This is a genomic window from Streptomyces sp. NPDC086023, assembly GCF_044540325.1.
Classification (GTDB): Bacteria; Actinomycetota; Actinomycetes; order Streptomycetales; family Streptomycetaceae; genus Streptomyces.
In genome coordinates this window covers 173,844-179,843 of sequence record NZ_JBITRX010000016.1, presented here as the reverse complement: position 1 = coordinate 179,843, position 6,000 = coordinate 173,844, and the positions used below count along the sequence as shown (strand labels likewise).

The following is a 6,000-nucleotide window of genomic DNA, read 5'->3' as shown; positions in this document are numbered from 1 at the left end:
GTGGCAGCTCTACAACGGCCGCCACGCCGCCGGCGAGCACGTCCGCGTCTTCCCCCTGTCCAACTGGACCGAGCTGGACGTGTGGCAGTACATCGACCGCGAGGGCATCGAGCTGCCGGAGATCTACTTCGCCCACGAGCGTGAGGTCTTCCAGCGCAACGGCATGTGGCTGACGGCGGGCGAGTGGGGCGGGCCGAAGGAGTCCGAGCAGGTCGTCACCCGGCAGATCCGCTACCGGACCGTCGGCGACATGTCCTGCACCGGTGCCGTCGACTCCGACGCCACCACGCTCGACGCGGTGATCGCCGAGATCGCCGTCTCCCGCCTCACCGAGCGGGGCGCGACCCGCGCCGACGACAAGCTGTCCGAGGCCGCGATGGAAGACCGCAAGCGCGAAGGGTACTTCTAGCCATGACCAGCACCACCGAGCAGCTCAGCGCCACGACGCTGCTGCGCTTCGCCACCGCGGGCTCCGTCGACGACGGCAAGTCCACCCTGGTCGGCCGGCTGCTGCACGACTCCAAGTCGGTCCTGGAGGACCAGCTCGAAGCCGTGGAGCGGGTGTCCCAGGACCGCGGGCAGGACGCCCCGGACCTGGCCCTGCTGACCGACGGCCTGCGGGCCGAGCGGGAGCAGGGCATCACCATCGACGTCGCCTACCGGTACTTCGCCACCGCGCGCCGCCGGTTCATCCTGGCCGACACCCCCGGGCACGTGCAGTACACCCGGAACATGGTCACCGGCGCGTCGACGGCCGAGCTGGCCGTGGTCCTGGTCGACGCCCGCAACGGCGTGGTCGAGCAGACCCGCCGCCACGCGGCCGTGGCCGCGCTGCTGCGGGTCCCGCACGTGGTGCTGGCCGTCAACAAGATGGACCTGGTCGGCTACGACGAGGCGGCCTTCGCGAAGATCGCCGAGGAGTTCACCTCGTACGCGGCCACGCTCGGCGTCCCGGAGATCACCGCGATCCCGATCTCGGCGCTGGCCGGCGACAACGTGGTGGACCCGTCCGCCAACATGGACTGGTACGGCGGCCCGACGGTGCTGGAGCACCTGGAGACCGTCCCGGTCAGCCACGACCTCACCGCCTGCCCGGCGCGTTTCCCGGTGCAGTACGTGATCCGTCCGCAGACCGCCGAGCACCCGGACTACCGCGGCTACGCCGGCCAGATCGCCTCCGGCGTGCTGCGCGTCGGCGAGGCCGTCACCGTGCTGCCGTCGGGGAAGACCAGCGTCATCGAGGGGATCGACGCGCTCGGCGAGAGCGTGGACATCGCCTGGGCCCCGCAGTCCGTGACGCTGCGCCTGAAGGACGACATCGACATCTCGCGCGGCGACCTGATCGCGCCGTCCGCGAGCACCCCGGCCACCACGCAGGACGTCGTCGCGACGGTCTGCCACGTGGCCGACCAGCCGCTGACCGTGGGCGCCCGGGTGCTGATCAAGCACACCACGCGCACGGTGAAGGCGATCGTGAAGGAGATTCCCTCGCGGCTGACGCTGGACGACCTGTCCCAGCACCCCAACCCCGGGCAGCTCGTGGCCAACGACATCGGCCGGGTCGTCGTACGCACCGCAGAGCCGCTCGCGCTCGACGCGTACGCGGACTCGCGCCGCACCGGGTCCTTCCTGCTGATCGACCCGGCCGACGGCACCACGCTCGCCGCGGGCATGGCGGGAGAGTCCTTCGCCTCGCAGGCCGAGGAAGCCGCGCCGGACGACGACGGCTGGGACTTCTGACCATGACCGCCGACATCTACTCGACCTTCGCGAAGGAGGGCGGCCGCGTAGGCAGCGGCTCCCTCGGCAGCGGCCAGGGAGGGGTGGCGCGATGTGCGCGATGACGTACGCGCACTGCCTGCGCGCCCGCACCCCCCGCGAGCCGTACCTGCACCGTCGAAGACCGAACGCCTTCCCGGCCGCGTACCCGGACCACTGATCCGGAGTACGTGAGCACCGGGCCTCCGAGAGGAAACCCTCCCGTGCCTGCCACCCACCGCCCCGCCTTCCGCCGTACCGTGCTCGCCGCGGCCGCCCTGCCGCTGCTGTTCGGCTCCCTCGCCGCCTGCGGCTACGGCTCCGCGGCGAAGGACGAGAAGGCGAACGTCGCGGCCGCCGGAAAGAAGCTCTCCGCGGACACGGTGCGGGTGGGCTACTTCCCGAACCTGACGCATGCGACCGCGCTGGTCGGCGTCCAGGAGGGCCTGATCCAGAAGGAGCTGGGCGGCACCCGGCTGGCCGGGCAGATCTTCAACGCCGGCCCCTCCGAGATCGAGGCGCTCAACGGCGGCTCGCTCGACATCGGCTTCATCGGCCCCTCCCCCTCGATCAACGCCTACGTCAAGTCCAAGGGCAAGAACCTCCGGATCATCTCCGGCTCCGCCTCCGGCGGCGTGAAGCTCGTCGTCAACCCGGACAAGATCAAGACCCTCGACGACCTCAAGGGCAAGAAGATCGCCACCCCCCAGAAGGGCAACACCCAGGACGTCGCGTTCCTCAACTGGATCGCCGAAAAGGGCTGGACCGTCGACCCCGAAAGCGGCAAGGGCGACGTCTCCGTCGTCCGCACCGACAACAAGGTCACCCCCGACGCCTACAAGTCCGGTTCCGTCGACGGCGCCTGGGTCCCCGAACCCACCGCCTCCAAGCTCGTCTCCGAAGGCGCCAAGGTCCTCCTCGACGAGACCACCCTGTGGCCCGACAAGAAGTTCGTCATCACCAACGTCATCGTCTCCCAGAAGTTCCTCGCCGAACACCCCGACGTCGTCGAGGCCGTCCTGCGCGGCACCGTCAAGACCAACGACTGGATCAACGCCAACCCCGACAAGGCCAAGGCCTCCGCCAACGCAGCCCTGAAGGCCGAAACCGGCAAGGAACTGGCCCCCAAGGTCATCGACCCCGCCTGGCCCAGCATCCAGATCACCGACGACCCCCTCGCCGCCACCCTCAAGACCCAGTCCGAATGGGCGGTCAAGGCCAAGCTCATCAAGCAGCCCGACCTCACCGGCATCTACGACCTCACCCTCCTCAACAAGGTCCTCAAGGCCGCCGGCAAGCCCGAGGTCTCCGACGCCGGACTCGGCACCAAGTAAGCCCGCAAGCCCTTCCGTACCCAGGAGGTGACGACCATGGCCACCACATTCGCCAAGGCTGCCGAAGGCACCGCCCACACGGCGGCGCACGCCGCCCGCATCGAGCACGTCTCGAAGTCGTTCCCCGGCCCGGCCGGACAGCAGCTCGTCCTCGACGACATCAGCCTCGATGTCGCGCGCGGCGAGTTCGTCACCATCCTGGGTGCCTCGGGATGCGGCAAGTCCACGCTGCTCAACCTGGTGGCGGGGCTGGACCGGCCGTCCCAGGGTGCCATCGAGACCCCCGGCGGCCGCCCGGCGCTGATGTTCCAGGAGCACGCCCTCTTCCCGTGGCTGACCGCGGGCAAGAACATCGAGCTGGCCCTGCGGCTGCGCGGGGTCGTCAAGGCCGAGCGCCGCGCGGAGGCCGAGCGCCTGCTGGAGCTGGTCCGCCTCCGCGGCGCGTACGGCAAGCGCGTGCACGAGCTGTCGGGCGGCATGCGCCAGCGCGTCGCGCTGGCCCGCGCGCTGGCCCAGGACAGCGAACTGCTGCTGATGGACGAGCCGTTCGCGGCCCTGGACGCCATCACCCGCGACGTGCTGCACGGCGAGCTCACCCGCATCTGGGAGGAGACCAACGTCTCCGTCCTGTTCGTCACGCACAACGTCCGCGAGGCGGTCCGGCTCGCGCAGCGCGTGGTGCTGCTGTCCTCGCGGCCAGGCCGCGTGGCGAAGGAATGGACCGTGGACATCCCGCAGCCGCGCCGCATCGAGGACGCGGCCGTCGCGGAGCTGTCCGTCGAGATCACTGAACACCTGCGTGGGGAGATCCGCCGCCATGGCCAGCACTGAGACCACCGAGAAGGCCCCGGCCAAGGCGGACGACCTGGCCGGCCTGGAGGCCGGCCTGGACGCCCTCGACGCCGTCGAGATCCGCCGCGCGCCCGTGCGCGAGGTGCTGGTCAAGAAGGTCCTGCCGCCGCTCCTCGCCGTCACCCTGGTCCTGGCCGTGTGGCAGGTCCTGGTCTCGGCGAAGGTCACCGACGAGACCAAGCTGCCCGCGCCGTCCGCGGTCTGGGACAGCCTGTCCGAGCTGTGGCTCCAGGGCACCCTGCTGGAAGTCATCTGGACCTCCGTCTCCCGGGGTCTGCTGGGCTTCCTGCTCGCCCTGGCCATCGGCACCCCGCTCGGCCTGCTGGTGGCCCGGGTCAAGGCCGTCCGCGCCGCGATCGGCCCGATCCTGTCCGGCCTGCAGTCCCTGCCGTCGGTGGCCTGGGTGCCGCCGGCCGTCCTCTGGTTCGGCCTCAACGACGCGATGATGTACACCGTCATCCTGCTGGGTGCCGTCCCCTCCATCGCCAACGGCCTGGTCTCCGGCGTGGACCAGGTGCCGCCGCTGTTCCTGCGGGCCGGCCGCACCCTGGGCGCCACCGGCTTCAAGGGCGTCTGGCACGTGGTGATGCCGGCCGCGCTGCCGGGCTACCTGGCGGGCCTGAAGCAGGGCTGGGCCTTCTCCTGGCGCTCGCTGATGGCCGCCGAGATCATCGCCTCCTCGCCCGACCTGGGCCTCGGCCTCGGCCAGCTGCTGGAGAACGGCCGCAACAACATCGACCTGCCCGGCGTGTTCCTGGCCATCCTGCTGATCCTGGTCGTCGGCATCGCCATCGACCTGCTGATCTTCAGCCCGGCCGAGCGGTACGTGCTGCGCAGCCGCGGCCTGCTGGCGAGGTGAACCCGCGATGTACGACGTCTCCACCCTGCCCAGCGCGTCCGGCGCGGTCGGCCCGGCGCACGGTCCGGCTCTCGGCCCGGCTCTCGGCCCGGCTCTCGGTCTGACCGGCGGCCCGGCGGCCGGTCCGGCCGGCGGCCCGGCCCTGCTGGTCATTGCCCACGGCAGCCGCGACCCGCGCCACGCGGCGACCGTGCACGCCCTCACCGGGCTCGTGCGGGAGCTGCGGCCGGGGCTGCGGGTGGAGACGGCGTACCTGGACTTCAACGCGCCGTCCGTCCCCGGAGTGCTCGCCGCGCTGCACGCCTCGGGGGTACGGGAGGTCGTCGCCCTCCCGCTCCTGCTCACCCGTGCCTTCCACGCGAAGGCCGACATCCCGGCGGTGCTGGCCGAGGCCACGTCCCGGCTGCCGGGACTGGAGGTCCGGGTGGCGGACGTCCTGGGCCCCGACCCCCTGCTGCACGCCGCGCTCGAACGGCGGCTGTGGGAGGCGGGCCTCTCTCCGGCGGACCGCGCGACGACGGGTGTCGTCCTCGCGGCCGCCGGTTCCTCAGACCCGGAGGCGATCGCAGCGATCGCTGAAACCGCGCGGGAGTGGCGGCTCACCGGTTGGTGCGCCGTGCGGCCTGCGTTCGCCTCCGCGGCCCTGCCGACCACGGCAGAGGCCGTACGGGCGCTCCGCGCCGAGGGCGTCCGGCGCGTCGTCGTCGCCCCGTACGTGATCGCGCCCGGCCGGCTGCCGGACCGCATCGCGGCGGGCGCCGCCGAAGCGGACCTTCTGGCCCCGGTCCTGGGCGCCGCCCCGGAGCTGGCGGCGCTGATCCTCAGCCGCCGCGACGCCTGTGCCGCCGTGACGCCGACCGCCCTCTCCGCCTGACCGAGCCCGTACACGGTGCCGGTCCGTGCCGGTGCCGGTCCCATGCCGGGTGCCGGTCCCATGCCGGGTGCCGGCCCCGTGCCGGGTGCCGGTCCCATGCCGGGTGCCGGCCCCGTGCCGGGTGCCGGCCCCGTGCCGGGTGCCGGTCCCATGCCGGGTGCCGCCCCCGTGCCGGGTGCCGGCCCCGTGCCGGGTGCCGGTCCCATGCCGGGTGCCGCCCCCGTGCCGGGTGCCGGCCCCGTGCCGGGTGCGGGTCCGTTGCCCTGCGGGGCTGTCCCTCCCCCAGCTACCGCTGGGAGGTGCCCCCAGGGCTTCGCCCGGAC

At 72.4% G+C, this 6,000-nt stretch carries 6 protein-coding genes; all 6 read left to right on the top strand.

Annotated elements, in window-relative coordinates:
• Nucleotides 1–409 (top strand): sulfate adenylyltransferase subunit CysD (cysD, locus tag ACIF6F_RS28240; protein WP_399952580.1); only part of this gene is annotated, 409 nt, incomplete at its 5' end.
• 2 nt (nt 410–411) lie between these two features.
• A complete protein-coding gene (locus ACIF6F_RS28235; RefSeq protein WP_399952577.1) occupies nt 412–1,740 on the top strand; it encodes a sulfate adenylyltransferase subunit 1 in 1,329 nt (442 codons plus the stop codon).
• Between the two features lie 242 nt (nt 1,741–1,982).
• Nucleotides 1,983–3,092, top strand: a complete 1,110-nt coding sequence (locus ACIF6F_RS28230) for an aliphatic sulfonate ABC transporter substrate-binding protein (RefSeq protein WP_399952574.1) — start codon at nt 1,983–1,985, stop codon at nt 3,090–3,092.
• A gap of 36 nt (nt 3,093–3,128) precedes the next feature.
• On the top strand, nt 3,129–3,923 hold the full coding sequence (locus ACIF6F_RS28225) for an ABC transporter ATP-binding protein (RefSeq protein WP_399952571.1): 795 nt from the start codon (nt 3,129–3,131) through the stop codon (nt 3,921–3,923).
• A complete protein-coding gene (locus tag ACIF6F_RS28220) occupies nt 3,910–4,803 on the top strand; it encodes an ABC transporter permease (RefSeq protein ID WP_399952568.1) in 894 nt (297 codons plus the stop codon). Before ACIF6F_RS28225 ends, ACIF6F_RS28220 begins: the two co-directional genes overlap by 14 nt.
• A 7-nt stretch (nt 4,804–4,810) precedes the next feature.
• The gene (locus tag ACIF6F_RS28215; protein ID WP_399952565.1) at nt 4,811–5,677 is read left to right on the top strand and encodes a sirohydrochlorin chelatase; all 867 of its coding nucleotides are present in this window, start codon (nt 4,811–4,813) and stop codon (nt 5,675–5,677) included.
• Nucleotides 5,678–6,000: the final 323 nt, after the last annotated feature.

What these genes read in the sequence shown, in the direction of transcription:
- ACIF6F_RS28235 (WP_399952577.1), top strand. Translation starts at nt 412, where the DNA reads ATGACCAGCACCACCGAGCAGCTCAGCGCCACGACGCTGCTGCGCTTC.
- ACIF6F_RS28225 (WP_399952571.1), top strand. Translation starts at nt 3,129, where the DNA reads ATGGCCACCACATTCGCCAAGGCTGCCGAAGGCACCGCCCACACGGCG.
- ACIF6F_RS28220 (WP_399952568.1), top strand. Translation starts at nt 3,910, where the DNA reads ATGGCCAGCACTGAGACCACCGAGAAGGCCCCGGCCAAGGCGGACGAC.
- ACIF6F_RS28215 (WP_399952565.1), top strand. Translation starts at nt 4,811, where the DNA reads ATGTACGACGTCTCCACCCTGCCCAGCGCGTCCGGCGCGGTCGGCCCG.